The 20,716-nt window shown below is 63.5% G+C and carries 13 protein-coding genes; 10 read left to right on the plus strand and 3 right to left on the minus strand.

Annotated features, from left to right (window positions below):
• Positions 1 to 21: 21 nt before the first annotated feature.
• From ACQR1X_RS24885 to ACQR1X_RS24895, 3 genes are all read left to right on the plus strand, one after another.
• The gene (locus tag ACQR1X_RS24885) at positions 22 to 4,335 is read left to right on the plus strand and encodes a strawberry notch-like NTP hydrolase domain-containing protein (protein WP_434899770.1); all 4,314 of its coding nucleotides are present in this window, start codon (positions 22 to 24) and stop codon (positions 4,333 to 4,335) included.
• Positions 4,335 to 5,405 (plus strand): DUF7146 domain-containing protein, encoded by a 1,071-nt coding sequence (locus ACQR1X_RS24890; RefSeq protein ID WP_434899771.1) that lies wholly within the window; start codon positions 4,335 to 4,337, stop codon positions 5,403 to 5,405. The genes ACQR1X_RS24885 and ACQR1X_RS24890 overlap by 1 nt, the downstream gene beginning before the upstream one ends.
• A gap of 322 nt (positions 5,406 to 5,727) precedes the next feature.
• The gene (locus ACQR1X_RS24895) at positions 5,728 to 6,663 is read left to right on the plus strand and encodes a DUF2493 domain-containing protein (protein ID WP_434899772.1); all 936 of its coding nucleotides are present in this window, start codon (positions 5,728 to 5,730) and stop codon (positions 6,661 to 6,663) included.
• Between the two features lie 405 nt (positions 6,664 to 7,068).
• Here ACQR1X_RS24895 and ACQR1X_RS24900 read toward each other — a convergent pair whose 3' ends face one another.
• Positions 7,069 to 8,013, minus strand: a complete 945-nt coding sequence (locus tag ACQR1X_RS24900) for an AraC family transcriptional regulator (protein WP_315718536.1) — start codon at positions 8,011 to 8,013, stop codon at positions 7,069 to 7,071.
• Positions 8,014 to 8,268: 255 nt separating this feature from the next.
• Here ACQR1X_RS24900 and ACQR1X_RS24905 point away from each other — a divergent pair, with 255 nt between their 5' ends.
• The 7 genes from ACQR1X_RS24905 (at position 8,269) to ACQR1X_RS24935 (ending at position 18,145) form a co-directional block, all read left to right on the plus strand.
• The gene (locus ACQR1X_RS24905) at positions 8,269 to 10,146 is read left to right on the plus strand and encodes an AMP-binding protein (protein ID WP_434899773.1); all 1,878 of its coding nucleotides are present in this window, start codon (positions 8,269 to 8,271) and stop codon (positions 10,144 to 10,146) included.
• 23 nt (positions 10,147 to 10,169) lie between these two features.
• The gene (locus tag ACQR1X_RS24910) at positions 10,170 to 11,141 is read left to right on the plus strand and encodes an ABC transporter permease (RefSeq protein WP_434899774.1); all 972 of its coding nucleotides are present in this window, start codon (positions 10,170 to 10,172) and stop codon (positions 11,139 to 11,141) included.
• 42 nt (positions 11,142 to 11,183) lie between these two features.
• On the plus strand, positions 11,184 to 12,197 hold the full coding sequence (locus ACQR1X_RS24915; RefSeq protein WP_015663990.1) for a sugar ABC transporter substrate-binding protein: 1,014 nt from the start codon (positions 11,184 to 11,186) through the stop codon (positions 12,195 to 12,197).
• Between the two features lie 79 nt (positions 12,198 to 12,276).
• Positions 12,277 to 14,394, plus strand: coding sequence for an ABC transporter permease (locus ACQR1X_RS24920; protein ID WP_315801471.1), 2,118 nt, complete (start codon positions 12,277 to 12,279; stop codon positions 14,392 to 14,394).
• The gene (locus ACQR1X_RS24925) at positions 14,391 to 15,485 is read left to right on the plus strand and encodes a hypothetical protein (protein ID WP_434899775.1); all 1,095 of its coding nucleotides are present in this window, start codon (positions 14,391 to 14,393) and stop codon (positions 15,483 to 15,485) included. The genes ACQR1X_RS24920 and ACQR1X_RS24925 overlap by 4 nt, the downstream gene beginning before the upstream one ends.
• On the plus strand, positions 15,482 to 16,978 hold the full coding sequence (locus tag ACQR1X_RS24930) for a sugar ABC transporter ATP-binding protein (RefSeq protein WP_434899776.1): 1,497 nt from the start codon (positions 15,482 to 15,484) through the stop codon (positions 16,976 to 16,978). The genes ACQR1X_RS24925 and ACQR1X_RS24930 overlap by 4 nt, the downstream gene beginning before the upstream one ends.
• Positions 16,979 to 17,824: 846 nt before the next feature.
• On the plus strand, positions 17,825 to 18,145 hold the full coding sequence (locus ACQR1X_RS24935; RefSeq protein ID WP_006611602.1) for a DUF736 domain-containing protein: 321 nt from the start codon (positions 17,825 to 17,827) through the stop codon (positions 18,143 to 18,145).
• 111 nt (positions 18,146 to 18,256) lie between these two features.
• Here the strand turns inward: ACQR1X_RS24935 and ACQR1X_RS24940 are convergent, their stop codons facing one another.
• Positions 18,257 to 19,465 carry an ABC transporter substrate-binding protein gene (locus ACQR1X_RS24940; RefSeq protein ID WP_434899777.1) on the minus strand — a complete coding sequence of 403 codons (1,209 nt, stop codon included), beginning with the start codon at positions 19,463 to 19,465 and terminating at the stop codon, positions 18,257 to 18,259.
• Between the two features lie 61 nt (positions 19,466 to 19,526).
• Positions 19,527 to 20,708, minus strand: a complete 1,182-nt coding sequence (locus tag ACQR1X_RS24945) for an acyl-CoA dehydrogenase (protein ID WP_434899864.1) — start codon at positions 20,706 to 20,708, stop codon at positions 19,527 to 19,529.
• Positions 20,709 to 20,716 lie beyond the last annotated feature (8 nt).

The following is a 20,716-nucleotide window of genomic DNA, read 5'->3' on the forward strand; positions in this document are numbered from 1 at the left end:
TCTCCTTGAAGGTTCCTCGACATGATCACCGAGACGAGCTCACCTGCGGCGCCCTTCGCGCTGCTTGCGCGCGCCAAGGCCGTCCTTCGTGCGGCCGAGCTGCTGCTGCCAAACCTTACCCGTGGCGAGCGGATCGATGCCCGGTGCCTGCGCCTGGTCATGCAGACCGCGTTCGGCGCCAGTGACGCCGATGGAAGCTGGGATTGGAAGACCGCCTACGAAGCCTGTGAGATCGCCTCTGTCCAATTCCTCGTCAAGCACGGTCCAGCGATGATCAAGGCCAGCAAAGGCACTCCCCCGGCCATGCTGGCGATGGTCGCAAAGGTCGCGGGCCTACTGCCGAGCCACACCAGGCGCTCGCTCGAGAGCCAGAGTCTTCAGCAGTTCTCGACCCCGCTGCCATTGGCGTTCGCTGCGGCCGCGGCGGCGCAAGTGACCTCGGCCGATCGGGTGCTCGAGCCATCGGCGGGGACAGGAATCCTGGCCGTCTTTGCGGAGCTTGCTGGCGGCTCGCTTCTGCTCAATGAGCTCGCTGCAAGTCGCGCAGCCTTGCTCGATCTGGTGTTCGCGGGTCTGATCGTGACCCGCTTGGACGCCGCGCAGATCGATGATCATCTCGATGCGGCCTTCGTTCCAAGCGTGGTTCTGATGAATCCCCCGTTCTCGGCGACCGCGAGTGTGGACCGTCCGCTGGCCGATACGGCGTTGCGCCATGTGTCTTCGGCCCTCGCACGGCTTGGAGACGGGGGGCGACTGGTCGCAATCACGGCCGCCGGCCTTGCGCCCGACAATCCGAGCTGGACGGATGCCTTCGTGCACCTGCAGGAGCGCGGTCGTCTGGTGTTCTCCGCGGCGATCGATGGCGCAGTCTATGCGCGGCAGGGCACGACGACCGCCACACGGATGCTCGTGATCGACAAGCGCCCAGCGCCGGACGCTCGTGTGTTTCCGCGATCTGCCGGCGTGGCACCTGATGTCAGGACCTTGCTCGGCTGGATCTCGGCGCTCGTGCCACCGCGGTCGCCGATGGCCAGCCGGTTTGTCGCTCAGGTAGGCCGGCGTGCAAAAGTTTGTTCGAGAGATCGACGGGATCTGGATCCCGCACGCTCCTCGCCATTGCCGACGTCCGGTGAGCCTGAGGGCTGCGAACTCGCCTACGACACCGTCGATGAAGTCTCCGACGAAGGAACTCGCCTGACTGACGCGCTCTATGAGACGTATCAGTTGCAGTCGATCCGGATTCCGGGCGCGCAGCCTCATCCCACGAAGCTCGTGCAGTCGGCGGCGATGGCCTCCGTCGCACCGCCAAAGCCGTCCTATCGGCCGCATCTCCCGGCCAGGATCGTCACCGAAGGCGTGCTGTCCGGCGCGCAGCTCGAGAGTCTCATCTTTGCCGGCGAAGCGCATGGTGGACTCCTCACCGGCTTTTGGACGGTCGACGAGACCTTCGACCAGGTCCGTGCGGTCGGCGAGGACACGGAGAGGGCGGTCCGCTTCCGGCGCGGGTGGTTCCTCGGTGATGGCACGGGCGCCGGAAAAGGCCGCCAGGTCGCGGGCATCCTGCTCGATAATTGGCTGAAGGGCCGGCGCCGGGCGGTCTGGATCAGCAGGTCCGACAAGCTGATCGAGGACGCGCAGCGCGACTGGGCAGCGCTCGGTATGGAGCGGCTTCAGGTCACGCCGCTGTCGCGCTTCCGCCAGGGGGCGCCGATCCGGCTCGATGAGGCCATCCTTTTCACGACCTATGCCACGCTGCGGACCGACGAGAAGGCCAAGAAGCTTTCCCGCGTGCGCCAGATCGTCGACTGGGTGGGACGGGATTTCGATGGCGTGATCATCTTCGACGAGAGCCATGCGATGCAGAACGCCGCAGGCCACAAGGGCGATCGGGGCGATCAGGTGGCTTCACAGCAGGGCCGCGCCGGATTGCGGTTGCAGCACGCGCTGCCTAATGCCCGCATCGTCTACGTCTCGGCGACAGGCGCGACCACTGTTCACAATCTGGCCTATGCCCAGAGGCTGGGACTGTGGGGCGGCGCGGATTTCCCGTTTGCGACGCGGGCGGACTTCGTGGCGGCGATCGAGCAGGGCGGTGTCGCGGCCATGGAGGTGATGGCGCGCGATCTCAAGGCCCTCGGGCTTTATGCGGCGCGCTCGCTGTCCTTCGAGGGCGTCGAATACGAGCCGCTCGAGCACCGGCTCACGGACGAGCAGGTCAGGATCTATGACGCCTATGCCGAGGCGTTCGCGGTCATTCACAACAACCTCGAGGCCGCGATGCAGGCGGCCAACATCACCGGCGCAACCGGCACGCTGAACCCCCAGGCCAAATCGGCCGCGCACTCGGCCTTTGAGTCGGCCAAGCAGCGCTTCTTCGGGCACCTCCTGACTTCGATGAAGACGCCGACGCTGATTCAGGCGATCAAGCGCGATCTCGATGCTGGCCACGCCGCGGTCGTCCAGATCGTCTCCACAGGTGAAGCCCTGATGGAGCGCCGGCTGGCCGAGATCCCGACCGCGGAGTGGGGCGACGTCCAGGTCGACATCACGCCGCGCGAATATGTCCTCGATTATCTCGTCCATTCCTTCCCGGTCCAGCTCTACGAGCCGTTCACCGATCGCGAGGGCAATCTGTTGTCGCGTCCGGTCACTCGCGATGGCCGGCCGGTCGAGAGCCGCGAAGCGGTCGCTCGCCGCGATCGGATGATCGAACATCTCGCTTCGCTCGCGCCGGTGCCGGGTGCGCTCGACCAGATCGTTCAGCGCTTCAGCACGGACATGGTCGCTGAGGTCACGGGCAGGTCGAGACGGATCGTCCGCGTCCGCGATCGGATGGTGGTCGAGACGAGGGCGACCTCTGCCAACCTCGCTGAGGCCGCAGCGTTCATGGATGACAGGAAGCGCATCCTGGTGTTCTCGGATGCCGGCGGCACAGGCCGCAGCTACCACGCCGAGCTCTCGGCGACGAACAAGCGGCTGCGGGTGCATTATCTGCTGGAGCCAGGCTGGAAGGCGGATGCCGCGATCCAGGGGCTTGGCCGGACCAATCGTACCAACCAGGCGCAGCCACCGCTCTTTCGCCCTATCGCCACCGACGTGAAAGCCGAGAAGCGCTTCCTGTCGACGATCGCGCGCCGGCTCGACACGTTGGGCGCGATCACCCGTGGCCAGCGCCAGACCGGCGGACAGGGACTGTTCCGGCCGGAGGACAACCTCGAAAGCCCGCACGCCCGCGATGCCCTGCGTCAGTTCTATGGGCTGCTCGCCCGTGGGCAATTGGGGAGCTGCTCGCTGCAGCGGTTCGAGCAGGCCACGGGATTGAAGCTCACGGACGAGAACGGCCTTCGCGACCAGCTGCCGCCGATCACGACGTTCCTGAACCGGCTGCTGGCGCTGACCATCGAGCTGCAGAACATCCTGTTCACGGTGTTCGAGCAGTTGCTCGCGGCGCGGATCGAGGGCGCGATCGCATCCGGGACTTTCGATGCCGGTCTGGAGACGCTGCGTGCAGAAAGCTTCGTCGTCATGGAGCGGCGCACCATCAACACCCATCCGGCGACAGGTGCCGAGACGCATCTCGTCACCATCGCCCAGCGTGACCGCAACCGGCCGATATCGCTGAACGAGGCCTTGGAGCGGCTGCTGCAACGCCGCGCTGTTCCAGTGATCCACGTCCGCTCGGGCCGAGCGGCGATCCAGGTGCCGGCGCCGAGCTGGTTGCTCGACGATGGCGAGATCGAGCAGCGCGTCCATCTGATCGGACCGATGCGACGCCAGACTCTGCCGCTCGCCAGGCTGGCCGAGCATGATTGGGCCGAGGCAGACCGCGAGCAGTTCAAGGCTGGCTGGAGTGCGGAGCTCGCATCCATTCCGGAGTTCACGACCACCACGATCTACCTCGTCACAGGGCTTCTGCTGCCGATCTGGAAGCGCCTCCCTCAGGAGTCCGCGCGGGTCTACCGGCTCCAGACCGATGCGGGCGAGCGCATCATCGGCCGCAAGGTGCCACTCAGTTGGGTCACCGCAGCGTCGACCGAGCGACCTTCGCTCGCTCCCGATGACGCGTTCACATCCGTGCTGCGTGACGGCTACGTACTCGATCTTCATGAGGGCTTGCAGCTGCGGAGGGTGCGCGTCATGGGCGCCAACCGAATCGAGCTCTTGGGCTTCCCTGCGGGCTTACGGGATTGTCTCAGGGCCTGCGGGCTGTTCAGCGAGATCATCTCGTGGAGGCTGCGGATGTTCGTGCCGACCGATGCAAGCGGCCCGGCGATCCTAGCCAGCGTTCTGGAGCGGTTTCCCATTGCTGAGGTCCGCGGGCGGGAGCTGTCGTGATGTCAGACGACGCGTCTGAACTGGCGCGCCGCCTTGCGCGTGAGGCCGAGGCGGTGTGCCGTCACTATCTGTCCAGCGGCAGACGTCAGGGACGCTACTGGTTGGTCGGTGATGTCAACAACACGCCGGGCCGATCATTGTTCGTGCGATTGCACGCCTCATCGAAGGGGCCGGCCGGCAAATGGACGGATGCTGCGACCGGAGAGCATGGCGATCTGCTCGACGTCATCGGCTCGGTTTGTGGCCTGAGCAGCTTTCACGCGGTTGCCGAGGAGGCGCGCCGTTTTCTGAAGCTGCCGGACTGGGAACGCACGCCTCCAGTCGGTGCTGTGAACGCCGTGCGCCCCCGCGACTCCGCCAGAGCCGCTCGCCGGCTGTTTGCGATGGGGCAGCCGCTGTCTGGAACGCGCGGCGAGGCCTATCTCGCTCATCGCGGTATCGACCCGCGCGCAGGCACTGACGGTCTACGTTTTCATCCACGTTGCTATTATCGGCCGGACGATGCCACCGATGTCGAGACATGGCCCGCGCTGATTGCCGCTGTGACCGACCTCGAGGGGCGTATCACCGGGGTTCATCGCACCTGGCTGGATCCCGACGGCTTCGACGATCGCAGGCTTGGCAAGGCGCCAATCGACACGCCGCGGCGGGCGATGGGCGATCTGCTTGGGCATGCCGTGCGCTTCGGGACCGCCAAGGACGTGCTTGCGGCCGGCGAGGGCATCGAGACCATGCTGTCGTTGCGGACGGTGCTGCCGACCTTGCCGGTTGCTGCTGCGCTCTCGGCCAACCATCTGGCGAATCTGCTCTGGCCGGCCACGTTGCGCCGGATCTATGTCGCTGTCGATGCTGATGCTGCTGGTATCGCCGCCGCAGAGACGTTGACGACCCGCGCGCTGGACGCCGGTATCGAGGCGATCGCATTATGCCCTCGCCTGGACGACTTCAACGAAGACCTTCGCGGTCTAGGGACAGCCAAGCTCCTGGACGTCTTGGCTCAACAGCTGCTGCCCGAAGATGCCGAGCGCTTCGTGAGCGCGGCTGCGACCTCAACGTCGGCTCGACGCTAGAGAGTCGTTCGGCGCTCGCCGCGCATCGTCGGGACAAGGGGATCTCGTCAGGGCGTCGGAGAGCCGCGCCGGGGCCTTCTGAGAGGCGATCGGACGGCGGGCGGTCCGGTCCGGCAATGGCGGTGCGTGGCTATTTTCCGCCAGCCCGCAAGCGGGCCTTTGCATCGCGAGGCAAAATAGCCGCGCACACCGCCATCCTCCGCTGTCGCTCCGGCCCGCTGCTCGAAGAGATCAGCGGGTTCTGGTCCGGTCCTCCCGCCGTCTTGGAGATCGCCATGGAAGGCCGCGATCGACGCGGTCACCGAACATAGACGAGGTCCCCATGTCCGACCAGCAAGACGAGATGCATGAGCCGCACGATACGCAGTCGAGCACCGACAACGCCCTGACCGAACTCCAGCTGTACGGCTACCGCCCCTTCGACGATGAGCCTGATCCTCGGCCGCTCCCTGAAGGCAGGGTCATCGCCGGCGCGGTCGCCGATATCTTCGACGCCCTGGTCGCGACGCTCTCGGAGACGCGCCTCGAGCCTGAGCTGAAGGAGCTCTTGTGGTCAACGGTCAACCTGTTCCACCGTGCCACGATGCGCATCGAGCGCGAGCTTGACGACAACGAGCAGGCGCAGCGTTCGAGTCAGCGCGAGCAGAACGGCTCGGAGGTGCGCTCGGTCGAGCTCGAGCGCCTGACGTCGGAAGGACTGTCACTGGTCGAGCGTCGCAACGCAATGGAGCTGTTCCGCGATCTGGCCGCCGAGGCCTTCGAGCTCCATACGCGATCGCCGTGGCGGCCGCGGTCGGGATCGCAGGTCAGCCATCGCACGCTGACGGCGGCCATGATCGACTCCCGCGATTTCCTTGCTGCCAAGCATCGGGCTGAGACGGAGGTCATGCTGCCGCCAGGCCCCAAGATCGCACTGACCGGCGGACCGGACTTCAATGACGTCGTACTCATCTGGGATCGTCTCGACAAGGTCCACGCCAAGCATCCGGACATGGTCCTCCTGCATGGCGGCTCGCCGAAGGGGGCCGAGCTGATCGCCAGCAAATGGGCATCGAACCGCAAGGTGCCGCAGATCGCGTTCAAGCCCGATTGGACAAGACACAATAAGGCCGCCCCCTTCAAGCGCAATGACGCCATGCTGGCGACGCTGCCGATCGGCGCCATGGTCTTCCCGGGCTCCGGGATCCAAGGCAATCTCGCTGACAAGGCTCGCCGCCTCGGCATTCCGGTCTGGACCTTCGGGCAAGGCGGCGCGTGAGCGCCGTCAACCGTGCAGATCCACTGCGTTCGTCCAAGCGGCTGTGGCGACATCCCAAGCGACTCCTGCGCTCGGCGTCGACATGTCTGTCTGCTTGAATGCGTCAGACCTGGTGGCGCAGGGGGGCATGGTGGTCGCTGACCGCCGCGACGATGCCTGCAACGGCAGCGCTACCTCTCGACCGGAATATCCCCGAACAGCTCTCGTGTTTGACGACGGTCCGCTACCTGCAAATGGATCAGCCTCTCGTCGCTGTGCCGACCTTGATGTGCCTTGCGATTGGCGGCACAATTGCTGGAAGGTCAAGCTGTCGAGTGAATCGAGGTTTGATGGTCGCGTGGACGGCGCGGACGTGTTGGAGCTCGGCGGAGTGCCTCATGCGCCGCTCGGCCACTGAGCATCGGCCTATCGTCGGCGTAGCTCGGACGGGCTATGCCCGAATTTCCGCCGGAACACGGTGCTGAAGTGTGACGAGCTGCTGAATCCCAGCTGGTAGGCGACCTCAGTCACCGACAACACGCGCTGCTCAAGTCGTGTCAGCATATCGTAGGACCGTTGCAGGCGCCGGTCGAGAATCCACTCCGACACCGACATGTCCGTGAGTCGAAAAAGATAGTGCAGGTGCCTGAGCGAGACCCCGTTGTTCCGTGCGATCTTCTCGAGCGAAAGGTCGTGGTCGGTGAGATGCTCCTCGATCCAGGCTTTGACAGAGCGCAGGCGGGCCTTCTGAGCCGTGGCGTCCTCGGAAAATTGGTCCTTGTCGCCCATGTCCAGGGCGAGAGCCAAAACATCCATCAGCTCGTCGCCGAGCCGCGACCTTGCCGCTTCATCGACCGACGATGCTTCCGATGCCAACGTCGAACAGAATTCGGCGGCGATCCGGCCAAGACCGCGTCCGGTCGCAATAGTCATCGCAACCGGAATCCGGTTCTCGGTGAATCGCGACGAAAACTCCTTGCGCGGAATCTCCAGATAGAGGGATCTAACCTTCCCTACGCACTCCAGATCGTAGGCTTCGGCCGCGGAGAAGATTGCACCTACGTGGGGATTCGTATTCAGCGTCTGGCCGGCCTGCAGGACGTTGATCTTGCCCTGTTGAACGAATTCGACGTAGTAGCAATCCTTGTCGAGCCTGGCGATGTGCCGCTCCCGTCGCGATATCCGCTGCTCCGACAGCAATACGTCGGTCATCGTCAGAACACCAAATCGTGCTTCCCGGATGAAGCCCTGATAGTCGGACCGTTGCTCGGCCTCGACGTCGACATGGACATAGACGTCGCAAATGGCGCCTTGCCAGGCAGCGTAGCGCTTGGAAGGCTCGAGGCTTTCCGTTGTGAACACGAGCTCCATCGGTCATCCATCGCGAGCAGCCCAAGCTGCATTTTGCATCGCACAAGGACCGTTCCGCAATTCTAGTTGCCCAGCGGCTCTACGCAAGCCAACTTTGCGCGGCCATGCAAAAGCTTTGCGCTCCGAGGCAAGCGTCACTCGGGGCGGCAAGCTAAGAGAACAAAAACGGGGGGAAGCAGTCGCGGATGCCGATGCGGGCGTGCGTGATTTGCCGTGCCAGGGACTGCAGCAATGGGGGGAGGCCTGCCTTCACCGATGACGACGAGGTTCACGCGCCCTGTCGGCTCCATTGCTGATATCGTGGCGCTGGAGCGGCTGCCATATGACACCCTCGTACCTGCGCGAAATCTGTATCACCTGTTCGAGGCGACCGCCCGATTGCATCCGGACCGGCAGGCACTGACCGTCCTGACACCTCGTGAATCCCGCGAAATCAGCCTCACTCACCGTCAATTGCTTGCCGACATATCCCGCGCGGCGAACTTGTTCAGGGCGTCCGGTATCAGACCGGATGGACCAACCGTTGCATTCCTCTGCCCGAGCCTGCCGCAGGTCTTTCCGGCCTTGCTCGGCGCCCAGGTCGCCGGCGTCGCGAGCTCGATCAACTATCTGCTGAACGAGGACGCGATCGTCGATCTCCTCGAAGCGCAGAATGCAGCGTTGCTTGTGATCCCGTCGGAAGCCGACGATCCGGCGCTCTGGCACAAGGCGAACAAGGTCGCCGCACGGGTCGGATCCTTGCAGAAGATCCTCGTTCTAGGTGAGGGTCGCGGCGCGAACGGCCGAATGGCCGCCTTTGACGAAGCCGCTTCGAGGCACCGAGATGCGCTCGATTTCGAACCGTCAAATGATCGGCGGTCGGTGTGCGCGCTCTTCCATACGGGAGGGACGACCGGACGTCCAAAGCTCGTCCGCCTGACACATGGCAACCAGATCCACGCCGCATGGGGCTTCGCCCAGGTTCACGGGTTCGACGAGTTGGACACCGCGCTGAACGGGTTTCCGCTGTTTCATGTCGGCGGCACCATGACTGCAGGTCTGTCGATTCTCGCCGCTGGCGGCCACGTGATCATTCCGTCACCCTACGGTCTGCGAGTCCCGGAGGTCATCCGCGACTATTGGTACACTGTCGAACGACATCGCGTGACGATCGTGAGCGGCGTGCCGACCTCCATTGCGGCTTTGGCGGAGGTGCCGATCGGGTCCTGCGATATCAGCTCGGTCCGGATGGCGCTGACAGGAGGTGCGGTGCTCCCGAAGGCGGTCGGTAACCGTTTCCAGGCCAGGACGGGAGTGAGGTTATTCGAGACTTACGGGATGACGGAGACCGCGGCGGCGATCGCGTTCAACCCGGGTCGCGGCGAGCCGCTTCAGGGCAGCGTCGGATTCAGGGCGCCGTTCTCGCGAACGAAGATCGTGGCACTGGGCGACCCGGAGCTGAGGAAGGAGTGTCCTCCGCTCACGAGCGGGCTGGTGCTGGCCAAGGGCCCGCAGGTATTCCCCGGATACGTCGATCCCACGCACAATGTTGGCGTCCTGACCGACGATGATTGGATCGTGACCGGCGATATCGGCTACCTCACCGCAGACGAGCGGCTGGTTCTCACAGGTCGGGAGAAGGACCTCATTGTTCGCAGCGGCCACAACATCGATCCCGCCGCCATCGAAGATGTCGCCAATGCATATCCTGGCGTGCAAATGAGCTCCGCCGTTGGCATGCCGGACGCCTACGCTGGCGAGGTACCGATTCTCTTCGTTGTGCCGTCGCCTCAGCAGACGATCGAGCTCGCGCGGCTCTGCGACTACCTCGAGCAGAATGTCCACGAGCCCCCCGCTCGCCCGAAGCGCGTGGTGGTGCTTGACGCGCTTCCAGTCACCGCCGTGGGCAAGATCTTCAAGCCGACGCTTCGCGATCTCGCTGTTCGGGAGAAGGTCAGGACGGAAGTCGATCGGATATTCGGTCCTGCAACCGCGGCGGACATCCAGGTCAACAAGGACGACAAGCTCAACACGGTCGTCTGCATTGCGGTCGAAACGATCGACGAGGTGGCGCTGGGCCGGCTTGCAGAGAGCCTGTCGGCGTTGCCGCAGACCTATCGTATTGAAGCGACACCGCCACGCGGGCGGGCGTAGTTGGGAATTGGTGAGAGCAAACGATGAAGCACTTTCGGCTTGGTCAACAGGAGATCGTGTTCGCCGTCTTCGCGGCGCTATTCCTGGCCTTCTCGATCTTCCTCAAGGGCTTCCTGACCGCCGACAACATGCTGACCCTGCTGCAGAACGTCGCCGTCCTCGGCATTCTCGGCCTGGCGATGGCCGTTGTCGTCATCGGGCGCGGCATCGATCTGTCGCTGATCGCTGCCCTCGCGGTCCCCGGCGGGCTCGTTCTGCAGATGGTGCAGAACGGTCACTCGTTGCCGGCCTCCTTGCTCGCCGCCGGCCTCCTGGCCGTCGCCATTGGTCTCGTCAATGGCTGGCTGATCGCCTATGCGGAGGTGCCGCCGCTGTTTGCAACGCTCGCGACCGGGCTGTTTGTTGCAGGACTTGGGCAAGCGGCGCTGTTCCAGCTCGACGTCGTCCAATGGAGCGACGGCATGGCGGGATTCGAGCGGCTCGGGCAGGGCAGCATCCTCGGCATTCCGACGTCGATCGTGATGTTTGCGATCGCCGCAATCGCTGTGTTCGTTCTGCTGCGTCAGACCCGTTGGGGGGCCTTTATCTACGCGGTTGGTGACAATCCGTTCGCCGCACGGGTGACCGGCATTCCCTCGCGCCCGATTACCGTGCTGCAATATGTGCTTGCCGCGGTGATCGGCTGCTTTGCCGGTCTCGTGATGGCGGCATCCGTCAACTCGATGCCCACCCGGATCTTCAACTCGACCATGATCTATGACGTGATCCTCGTCGTCGTGCTCGGGGGCATCGGATTGTCCGGCGGCCGCGGCGGCGTCGTGAACGTCATCATCGGCACGCTGCTGATCGGGACCATGCTGAACGGCATGACGATTCTGGATATTCCGTACGCCGGACAGAACCTGATCAAGGGTGTCGTCCTGCTGATCGCGGTGATTACGGATACGATCTTGAATCCGCGAAATGAAGAAACGGCCCAGCAAGGCGACATCTAGCTCAGTACCAAAAATGAAAACATCAAACGGGAGAAAACGACGATGCGCACGCATAGCTTAGCACTTGGAAGTCTGGTGGCGGTGACGCTCGCGGCGGCTGCGGCGCCGGCGCTTGCGCAGCAGGGGCTTGACGAGCCCTTTCAGAAGACCTTTCGCGAGGCGCTTGCGGGCAAGACGGTTGCCTACGTGCCGGTCGCCATGAATTTCGATCTGACGGAGGGCTGGTACGCGGGCCTGAAGAAGGAGCTCGAACCCTACGGCGTCAAGTTTGAGATTCGTGATCCCAACTGGAACACCAACGCGGGGGCGCAGGCCGTCACCTCGCTGATCTCTGAGAAGCCGGCGGTCATGGTGATCCACAATCCCGACGTCCAGACCTATGCCAAGCTGTTGCAGCGCGCCGAAAACGAAGGGATCTACGTTATCCAGATCAACATGGGATCGGCCTATCGCAGCTCGGCGTTCGTCGGCGCGAACTGGATCGAGATCGGTGAACGCCAGACCGAAGGCGTGGTGAAGGCCTGCCAGGGCAAGTCGAACAAGATCGCGATCATTCAGGGTGCGCTGTCCGCGGCCGCCAGTGCCTACACGCTCAAGGGCGTGGAGAACGTTCTCGCCAAGCATCCCGAAATCAAGGTGGTGTCGAGCCAGGCGGCCGATTGGGATGCGGCGAAAGCCAAGGCCATTACGCAGACCGTCCTGAAGCAGAATCCCGACCTGTGCGGCATCGTGGGCTTCTGGGATGGCATGGATATCGGCACTGCCGCTGCGATCAAGGAGGCCGGGCTCACCGGCAAGGTCTTCCTGGCAACATCGGGCGGTGGAGAGCGCAAGGGCGCCTGCGAGCTCGTGAAGAACGGCTCGTTCGATCTGAACATGAGCTACGACGTGCCGACGCAGGCGGCGCAGATGGCCGGAACGATCAAGTGGCTGCTGTCCTCGGGGGTGAAGGCGGGGTCGGTCAAGGGCTTCGAATACAGCACGCTCATTCCGATCACCAAGGAGAACGCTGACTCCCAGACGTCGTGCTGGAACCTCTCCGATCTCAAGAAGTGACGACGCTCCGCGGCGCGCGTTCCGGCTCGGCCGGGACGCGCATCAAGACGATTGCATAGGCAGTACCCATGGAAGGCAGATGCGCGAGACATTGACTCGGCTGCGATATCGCTACTGGCCCGACCATCTCCTCGGCGAGATCTTGTCCAAGAGGTGGACCGAAACCGCCGTTCCTGTGCTTCTGCTCCTGATCGTCGGCTTCGCATTGAGCCGGGTCCTGGAGCACTTTCTGTCCCCCGCGAGTCTCGCCGACACTGCGCGCCAGGCCGGAGAGATCGGTTTCATCGGTCTCGGAATGGGGCTTGTGGTCATCGTCGGCGGCATCGACCTGTCGGTCGGGTCGATGTTTGCCCTGACGGATTTCTGCGCGCTCTATCTCCTGGACGTTCTCAATTGGCCCGTTCCGGCAGTGGTCTTGGCGACCATGGTCGTCGGCGGGCTGCTCGGTGCCGTGAACGGGGTCTTGATCGGATATCTGAGACTTCGCGCCTTCATCGCCACGCTGATCACGCTGATCATCTATCGCTCGGCGTTCGATCTGCTGATTCAACGCTATTCGAATGCGATCGCGTCATCGCTTCCAGATATCCCCTCGTGGGATTTCATCGGCGGCGGGGATGTTCTGGGAATCCCGAGCGTCGCGCTGCTCTATATCATCGTCGCCATCGTCGGCCATGTCTTTCTGACGCGGCTGCGGCCCGGCTGGCACATCACGGCGATCGGCGGATCGCGCCGCTCGGCCTACAATTCTGGCATTCCGGTGCGGCGGACCATCGCGCTCTGCTACGTCGCGAGCGGCGTTCTGACCAGCATCGGTGCGTTGTTCTTTGCCGCCCGCCTCGGGACCGTGGGTGGCGACATCGGCGTCGGCCTCGAGGTGATCGTCCTGACTGCAACCGTCCTCGGCGGGATCACGCTCGGCGGTGGCAAGGGTTCGGTCGTCAAGTCGCTGGTCGGTGTGCTCATCGTCCTCCTGATGACCAACGGCTTGACGGCAATGAACGCGCGTGGCGGCGTCAACCGCATGGCGCTCGCGACGATCCTCCTGGCGGCCGCCATGGTCGATATACGCTGGCAGAAGAACCGCAACCGGATAATCAGCAAGGTCTACGTCGCCCCGACCTATCATGCGCTGCCGCCGCCACCCCCGACCGAGATCGGCGAGGGCGGCCCGTTCGAGCAGAACGACAAGCTTCGCGATGTGTCTCTCATCGGGCTCGGACGGATCGAGGCGCCGGAGGATGTCATTCTCGACCGCAACGACGTGCTCTATGCCGGCTCCCGTCACGGTGACATCATCCGGTTCTTTCCGCCGGACTACGAGCGGATGGAGGTGTTCGCCCATATCGGCGGCCAGCCGCTCGGAATGGCGTTCGACCGCCAGGACAATCTGTATGTCTGCATCGGCGGTATGGGTCTCTACCGCATCACGCCCGACGGAACCGTGGAGAAGGCCACCGACGAGACCAACCGCAGCCTGTATTCGGTGAATGACGACAGCCGTCTGCGGCTCGCCGACGATCTCGACATCACCGATGACGGACTGATCTTCTTCTCCGAGGCGACCGTTCGCTACGAGATGGATGAGTGGCCGGTCGACGGGCTGGAGGCCCGCGGCAACGGTCGCATCATCTGCTACGACACGAAGAGTGGAATGACCCACACCGTGCTGCGCGGACTTAAGTTTCCGAACGGCGTCGCTGTTGCCAGCGACGGTCAGTCGATCTTGTTCGCGGAGACCTTCGGCTGCTCGATCAAGCGATACTGGTTCGCTGGTCCGAAGAAAGGCGCGGTCGAGACCGTCATGGATAACTTGCCGGGCTATCCCGACAACATCAATCTGGCGTCGGATGGCAACTATTGGCTGGCGCTGGTCGGCATGCGCAGCCCTTCGCTCGACTTGGCGTGGCAGATGCCGGGCTTCCGGCGGCGCATGGCCAAGCGGGTGCCGATCGACGAATGGCTATTTCCGAACATCAACACCGGGTGCGTCGTCAAGTTCAACGAGCAGGGCCAGATCCTGGAATCCCTCTGGGACCTCAAGGGCGTCAATCACCCGATGATTACCTCGATGCGGGAACACCGCGGTTATCTCTATCTCGGCGGCATCGCCAACAACAGGATCGGGCGCTTCAAGCTGGAGAACGCCGATCCGGACTTCGTACACTACGATACGCGCTGGAGGAGGCATTCGTGATCGCCGCCATCCGTGAATTCGCAAACCGCTTGCTCGGCCGTGGCGATGCGACCATCACCGTTCCGTCGTTCGACGGGGCGCTGAAGGCCAATCAGGTGCTCGAGGCAGCCGAAACGCTCCTCGAATGTGAAGCACCGGAGGATATTGCGTCCGACGGCCGTTCCCTTCTCATCGCCGACGGCGCGCGACTCCTGCGTTGGACCGGGTCGTCGCCTGCGGAGATCCGCAGGTTTGCGCGGCCGATCTCTGCGTTGGCGATGCTTCCGTCCGGCGGTCTAGCCGTTGCCATTGGCGGCACTGAGGTTCATATCTATGATGCCATCACCGCCAAGACGCCGGTCTCGATATTTACCGGTGAGTTGCGCGCCGTCAACGCGCTTGCGCCTGCAGGCGACGGCGCCCTGATCGCAACCGATGGTTCGTCCTCGTATGAGGTTGGCGATTGGGCGCGCGACCTGATGGAGCTCGGTGATACCGGCCGTGTCTTCAGGCTCGATCCGCGGACGCAGGCGATGCAGCAGCTTGCGGGCGGGCTTCGCTACGCCTTCGGTGCCGTCGCAAACGGCAACGACGTGCTGGTCAGTGAAAGCTGGCGGCACCGTCTGGTCTCGATCGCACCCGGCGGCACGCGCACGGTCGTGCTCGGTCACCTGCCGGTCTATCCCTCCCGGCTTGCACCGGCGCATGGCGGCGGCTTCTGGCTGACGGCGTTTATCGCCCGCACGCAATTGGTCGAGTTCGTGCTGCGCGAACCGGCCTACCGGCGCCGCATGATTGCTGAGATCGAGCCTGACTATTGGGTGGCACCACGGCTCAGGTCCGGCCAGTCCTTCAAGGAACCGCTGCAGGGAGCGCACATCAAGACCATGGGTGTCATGAAGCCGTGGGCTCCCCCACGGTCGTACGGACTCGTCATCCGGCTCGGTGCCGACGGACTGCCGGTTTATTCGCTTCATAGCCGCGCTGATGGCGTCAATCACGGCATCGTCGCTGCCGTCGAATTCGGCGCCGACCTCGTCATGATCGCAAAGGGGCCGGGCAGGGTGCTCAGGCTGCCTCTTGCAACCCTTGGCCGGGAGGTCCTTCCATGAGCGAGGTCATCCTGTCCCTGTCGAAGGCAACCAAGCTGTATGCCGGCGTGCCAGCGATCGAGGGCGTCGATTTCGAGCTGCGGCGGGGCGAGATCCACGCGCTGGTCGGCGAGAACGGCGCAGGCAAGTCGACCTTGACCAAGGTCATGGCCGGCGTCGTGGCCTTGACGTCAGGTGCAATGACGGTCGATGGCGTCGCGGTGTCTCCCAGAACGCCGCTGGAGGCGCGGCATCTTGGCATCGCAATGGTGTTTCAGGAAAACAGTCTGGTGCCGACGATGACCGTGGCGCAAAACCTGTTTCTCGGTCAGGAGAGATTTTATAATCGGCTGCGTGGCATCTACATCGCGGCTCAGCAGTTCCTCCAATCTCTCAATTTCGACGTCGCGCCGACGGCGACCGTCGGCGGCCTGGGCGCGGCCAAGAAGCAGATGGTCGAAATCGCCCGCGCCGTGCTGCACAAGGCGAAAGTCATCATCTTTGACGAACCCACGGCGACGCTTACGCCAGAGGAGAAGAAGTATTTCTTCGATTTGGTGCGGGATTTGAAGAGGCGCGGTGTTTCGATCGTCTTCATCTCGCACGCGCTCGAAGAAGCCTTGCTGCTGGCCGATCGCATTACTGTCCTGCGGGACGGCAAGCACGTCGTCACCGACGACGCCTCGGGATTCGATCGAGCGCGCATCGTTCAGGCCATGGTCGGCCGAAATCTCTCGAATACGCTCTACGGTGTGCGGAAGGACAAAGTGCGCCCGGCCGGCAGGCGCGTGTTGACAATACAGAATCTCAAAATGGCGCCGATGGTCAGGAACAACTCATTGTCGGTGTTCGCGGGCCAGATCACGGGCGTGTTCGGACTGGTCGGCTCGGGCCGAACCGAGACCTTTAAGATCGTCTCGGGTATTCTGAAGCGTGATTTCTTTCACGGTGGAGAAATTCTGCTCAACGACAAGTCGGTGCGATACCGCGTGCCCGCGCCGGCCGTGAAGGCCGGAATCGCCTATGTCACCGAAGACCGCAAGGTGGAGGGCTTTTTCGAGACGGCCTCGATCGCGCGCAACATCTATCTGGGTCTGCTTGCCAAGTTTCCGGTAGGGCGAGCCTGGTTGTCACGTCGTGAAAGACATGAGGTCGGTAAGACCTGGATCGAACGTCTCAAGGTTCGCGCCATCGGCGACGAAGTCAAGGTTGTCGAGCTTTCCGGCGGCAATCAGCAGAAGGTTGTCATCGCGAAATCATTGATTCAGGAACCGGAGCTGATCATCTTTGACGAACCGACGCGCGGGGTCGACGTCGGGGCCATCGTCGAAATTCACGAGTTGATCAACAGGCTCGCCGATGAAGGCAGAGCCGTGGTCGTGATATCCTCCTATTTGCCGGAGATCATCGCGCTATCCGATCGGATCCTGGTATCAAGGCAAGGCAAGGTCGTCGAAGAATTCTCGGCGATCGAAGCGACCGAAGAGAAGATCATGTATGCCGCCATCCACTGATGCGCGCGGCCTCCAATCGATCAGATCCCTTTTCTCTCGGCTCGGGGATCCAGGGCAACCTCGCCGACAAGGCGAGCAGGCTTGGCATTCCGGTGTGGACTCCTGGCCAAGGCGGCGCGTGAGCGCGTTAACTCTGAATCTCTTCTTGCTGAAGCGGCCCGCGCCGATATCCCAAGCGATTCTCTGCACTCGTCGTCGAGATGCATGTCTGCTCGAATCGTGTTGCACGTGGTGGCGTGGGAGCGCCTTGGTCGTCTGACGCGCTGATTGGGCGACGATCCCTGCAATCCCGCAACAATTGCTTTTCGTCACGGCCTCTTGCCTCGTTCTCAAGCAGCTTAATCGGATCGCTAGCGCTGAACGACGGGGCGTCGAGCTCCATCGGAGAGCTAGTCGCGACCCTGCTTGAAACGGCTGGACCCCCTTTCGGATCTCGACTGTCCCCGGCCTTTCGCCGGGCGTGACGGACGTCTGGCAGCCAGGAGCACACATCAGCACTCGCTTTTCTTCTCCGTGGCTTCTGATCTTACGCCTGATCATCCCGATCTCTTGTGCAGCCTCAATGTACCATGTCTCTCCCGTGAGCTGATCAGACTGCGACGTACCTTGCCTCGTGATGGCTTGATCTGGCCGAAGGCCGGCTGCGCCTCGATCGCCTTAGCGCAACGCCGCCGGCCAACTTTCTTCCCCTGGGCTGAAGCCCATTCCTCGCGGGACAAGAAAGTTGGCCGGCGCCGTCCTCCGCTGCCGCTTCAGCCCTTCGGGTGCGCCGTCGCTCGCCTTTCGTCCGAGATGCGCCATCGAGGCCGCGGTGGTCGTGGCCCGAAACAGCCAAGGAGAGACAAAATGGCTTCCATCGGTTCCTTCAAGAAGGTCGGCGACGATTTCCAGGGAGAGATCATCACCCTGAGCCTCAAGGCCAAGGGCGTGCGCATCGTCCCCGAGGCCAACCGCTCCAGCGAGAATGCGCCCAGCCACCGCGTCTACGCCGGGCGTGTCGAGATCGGCGCCGCCTGGGCACGTCGCTCCGAGGAGGGACGCGACTATCTCTCGCTCAAGCTCGACGACCCCTCCTTCAACGCCCCGATCTACGCCAACCTGTTCGACGACGAGGGCGGCGAGGGTTACACGCTCCTGTGGTCGCGGCCGCGCAAGACCGCCGAGTGAACCGATCGCGCCCCGTCCGGATCTGCTGGGCGGGGCGCATCGCAGTCGGCTGGCCGTTCCGGCTGCGCGGATTGCTCCTCGCTGGTCTGACGTCGGGAAGCAACCGAGACGTTATTGCGCCAACGGGCAGTTGCCGTCGGCCAGAGGGCGAAATGCGCGATCGGCCGGGATCGTGGCAATCACCTTGTAGTAGTCGAACGGCTTTTTCGATTCCTCTGGCTTCTTCACCTCGACCAGATACATGTCGTGAACGACCCGGCCGTCGGCGCGCACGGCGGTCCTGCCAAACAGTGGATCGTCAAAGGTGCCGGCGTCGCGCATCGCCGCAACGACGGCTGCGCCGTCCTTGGAATGGCCGACCGTCTCGACGGCCCGCAGATAGGCCAGCGTGGCCGAATAGGTGCCGGCCTGACTCATCGAGGGCACCTTGCCGTTGTTGCGCTTGGCGAACCGCTCAGCGAAGGTCCGTGTCTTGTCGTTCAGATCCCAGTAATAGGCTGTGGTCAGCATGAGCCCGTTGGCCGCCTTCAGGCCGAGCGCATGGATGTCGTTGATGAAGAGCACCAGGCCGACCAGCTTCTGCCCGCCGGCGACGATGCCGAACTCGCCGGCCGTCTTGATCGCGTTGATCGTATCGGTGCCGCCATTGGCGAGGCCGATGATCTCCGCTTTCGAAGCCTGGGCCTGCATCAGGAAGGACGAGAAATCCATCGCGTCGAGCGGGTGCCGGACGGAGCCAAGAACCGCGCCGCCATTGGCTTTGACGACGTCTCCAGCTTCCTTCTCCATGGTCGTGCCGAAGGTGTAATCGGCCGTGAGAAAGTACCACCTCTTGCCGCCGTTCCTGACGATGGCCTCGGCCGTGCCGTGGGAATTGGACCATGTATCCCACGTCCAGTGCAGCGTGTTCGGCGTGCAGGATTTTCCGGTCAGCTCGGAGGTGCCCGCCGTGGTTGCGATCAGGACCTTGTTTCTGTCCTTCACGAGGCCCGCAAGCCCGAGGGCGATGCCGGAGGTCGGGATGTCGATGATCATGTCGACGCTTTCGGCATCGATCCAGCGGCGAGCGATCGCGCCGGCGATGTCGGTCTTGTTCTGCGCATCGCCCGAGACGAGCTCGACGGACAGTTTCTTCGAGCCCGCGTTGAAGTCCTCGATCGCCAGCTTGGCTGCCTCCAGAGACCCTGGGCCGCTGAAATCGGAATAGGGCCCCGACATATCGCTGAGCACGCCGATCTTGACCGGTGTCTGGGCGACTGCGCCCGAAGCGCCGAGCACGAGAGCGAGCAGTACGGCACTTGCCTTTAGAACAGTGTTCATAGGTTTCCTCCTGCAATTTGGTTGTTGGTTGATCTGACTGGGGCCAGCGCCTCGGAGGCGTTCAGTTGAATGCAGCGATGCCCGTGATCGCGCGCCCGACGATAAGCGCGTGAATGTCGTGCGTTCCCTCGTAGGTATTGACGACCTCGAGATTGACGAGATGGCGGGCGACACCGAACTCGTCGCTGATGCCGTTGCCCCCCATCATGTCGCGTGCGGTCCTGGCGATCTCGAGCGCCTTGCCGCAGGAATTGCGCTTCATGATCGACGTGATCTCTACGGGGGCGGCCCCCTCGTCCTTGAGACGGCCGAGTCGCAGGCAGCCCTGGAGCCCGATGGTGATCTCCGTCAGCATGTCCGTGAGCTTCTTCTGGACCAGCTGGTTCGCCGCGATCGCGCGGCCGAATTGCTTGCGGTCCATCACATATTGCCGGGCGCGCAGATAGCAGTCCTCGGCAGCGCCGAGCGCTCCCCAGGCGATGCCGTAGCGCGCGCTGTTGAGACAGGTGAACGGTCCCTTGAGACCGCGCACCTCGGGAAAGGCGTTCTCCTCGGGACAGAAGACGTCATCGAGCACGATCTCGCCGGTAATCGAGGTGCGCAGCCCGACCTTGCCGTGAATGGCCGGCGCGCTGAGGCCCTTCCAGCCCTTCTCCAGAACGAAGCCGCGAATGGCGCCGTCATCGTCCTTTGCCCAGACCACGAACACGTCGGCGATCGGACTGTTGGTGATCCACATCTTCGCGCCGGACAGGCTGTAGCCACCGGCCACCTTGCGCGCCCGCGTGATCATGCCGCCCGGATCAGAGCCGTGGTTCGGCTCGGTCAGGCCGAAGCAGCCGATCCATTCACCGGACGCGAGCTTGGGAAGATATTTTTGCCGGGTCGCCTCGGTGCCGAACTCGCAGATCGGAACCATGACCAGCGAGGATTGAACGCTCATCATCGATCGATAGCCTGAATCGACCCGCTCGACCTCGCGCGCAATCAGCCCGTAGCAGACGTAGTTCAGGCCCGCGCCGCCATACTGCGATGGGGTCGTCGGTCCGAGCAGCCCGAGCTCGCCCATGCTTCTGAAAAGACGGGGGTCGGTCGTCTCATGGCGGAAGGCGTCCAGCACCTGCGGCAGCAGCTGCTCCTGGCAATAGGCATGCGCGGTGTCGCGGACGGCGCGCTCCTCATCGGTGATCTGCCCGTCGAGGGAAAGAGGATCGTCAAACTGGAAGATCTGGCGGGCCGTCATGGACATCG

Source organism: Bradyrhizobium sp. HKCCYLRH3073 (genome assembly GCF_051167995.1).
In the GTDB taxonomy this organism is placed as follows: domain Bacteria; phylum Pseudomonadota; class Alphaproteobacteria; order Rhizobiales; family Xanthobacteraceae; genus Bradyrhizobium.

What these genes read in the sequence shown, in the direction of transcription:
- ACQR1X_RS24885 (WP_434899770.1), top strand. Translation starts at nt 22, where the DNA reads ATGATCACCGAGACGAGCTCACCTGCGGCGCCCTTCGCGCTGCTTGCG.
- ACQR1X_RS24890 (WP_434899771.1), top strand. Translation starts at nt 4,335, where the DNA reads ATGTCAGACGACGCGTCTGAACTGGCGCGCCGCCTTGCGCGTGAGGCC.
- ACQR1X_RS24895 (WP_434899772.1), top strand. Translation starts at nt 5,728, where the DNA reads ATGTCCGACCAGCAAGACGAGATGCATGAGCCGCACGATACGCAGTCG.
- ACQR1X_RS24900 (WP_315718536.1), bottom strand. Translation starts at nt 8,013, where the DNA reads ATGGAGCTCGTGTTCACAACGGAAAGCCTCGAGCCTTCCAAGCGCTAC.
- ACQR1X_RS24905 (WP_434899773.1), top strand. Translation starts at nt 8,269, where the DNA reads ATGACGACGAGGTTCACGCGCCCTGTCGGCTCCATTGCTGATATCGTG.
- ACQR1X_RS24910 (WP_434899774.1), top strand. Translation starts at nt 10,170, where the DNA reads ATGAAGCACTTTCGGCTTGGTCAACAGGAGATCGTGTTCGCCGTCTTC.
- ACQR1X_RS24915 (WP_015663990.1), top strand. Translation starts at nt 11,184, where the DNA reads ATGCGCACGCATAGCTTAGCACTTGGAAGTCTGGTGGCGGTGACGCTC.
- ACQR1X_RS24920 (WP_315801471.1), top strand. Translation starts at nt 12,277, where the DNA reads ATGCGCGAGACATTGACTCGGCTGCGATATCGCTACTGGCCCGACCAT.
- ACQR1X_RS24930 (WP_434899776.1), top strand. Translation starts at nt 15,482, where the DNA reads ATGAGCGAGGTCATCCTGTCCCTGTCGAAGGCAACCAAGCTGTATGCC.
- ACQR1X_RS24935 (WP_006611602.1), top strand. Translation starts at nt 17,825, where the DNA reads ATGGCTTCCATCGGTTCCTTCAAGAAGGTCGGCGACGATTTCCAGGGA.
- ACQR1X_RS24940 (WP_434899777.1), bottom strand. Translation starts at nt 19,465, where the DNA reads ATGAACACTGTTCTAAAGGCAAGTGCCGTACTGCTCGCTCTCGTGCTC.
- ACQR1X_RS24945 (WP_434899864.1), bottom strand. Translation starts at nt 20,708, where the DNA reads ATGACGGCCCGCCAGATCTTCCAGTTTGACGATCCTCTTTCCCTCGAC.